Origin of the sequence: Mesorhizobium sp. M2E.F.Ca.ET.209.01.1.1 (genome assembly GCF_004010375.2) — a bacterium.
In the GTDB taxonomy this organism is placed as follows: Bacteria; Pseudomonadota; Alphaproteobacteria; order Rhizobiales; family Rhizobiaceae; genus Mesorhizobium.
Genome location: NZ_SADP02001420.1, coordinates 1 through 278 on the forward strand (window position 1 = coordinate 1; position 278 = coordinate 278).

At 56.1% G+C, this 278-nt stretch carries 1 pseudogene; it reads left to right on the forward strand.

Annotated elements, in window-relative coordinates:
- A pseudogene (locus EN852_RS40630) lies at positions 1-216 on the forward strand (CpaF family protein); the annotation flags it as partial.
- Between the last annotated feature and the right edge of the window lie 62 nt (positions 217-278).

Genomic DNA, 278 nt, shown 5'->3' on the forward strand with positions numbered 1-278 from the left:
ACCCAGATCACGGAAGTGATCGGCATGGAAGGCGACGTGATCGTCACTCAGGATTTGATGCGATACGAAATCGAAGGTGAGGATGCCAACGGCAAACTGATCGGCAGACATGTATCGACGGGCATCAGCAAACCCCATTTCTGGGACCGTGCACGCTATTATGGCGAGGAAAAACGCCTGGCCGCCGCGCTCGATGAAATGGAAAAGACCTCCTAAGGGAAAGCGACCGCCATGGACCCGACAATCCTCCTATTGGCCGCACTCGTCGCCGTTTCGGC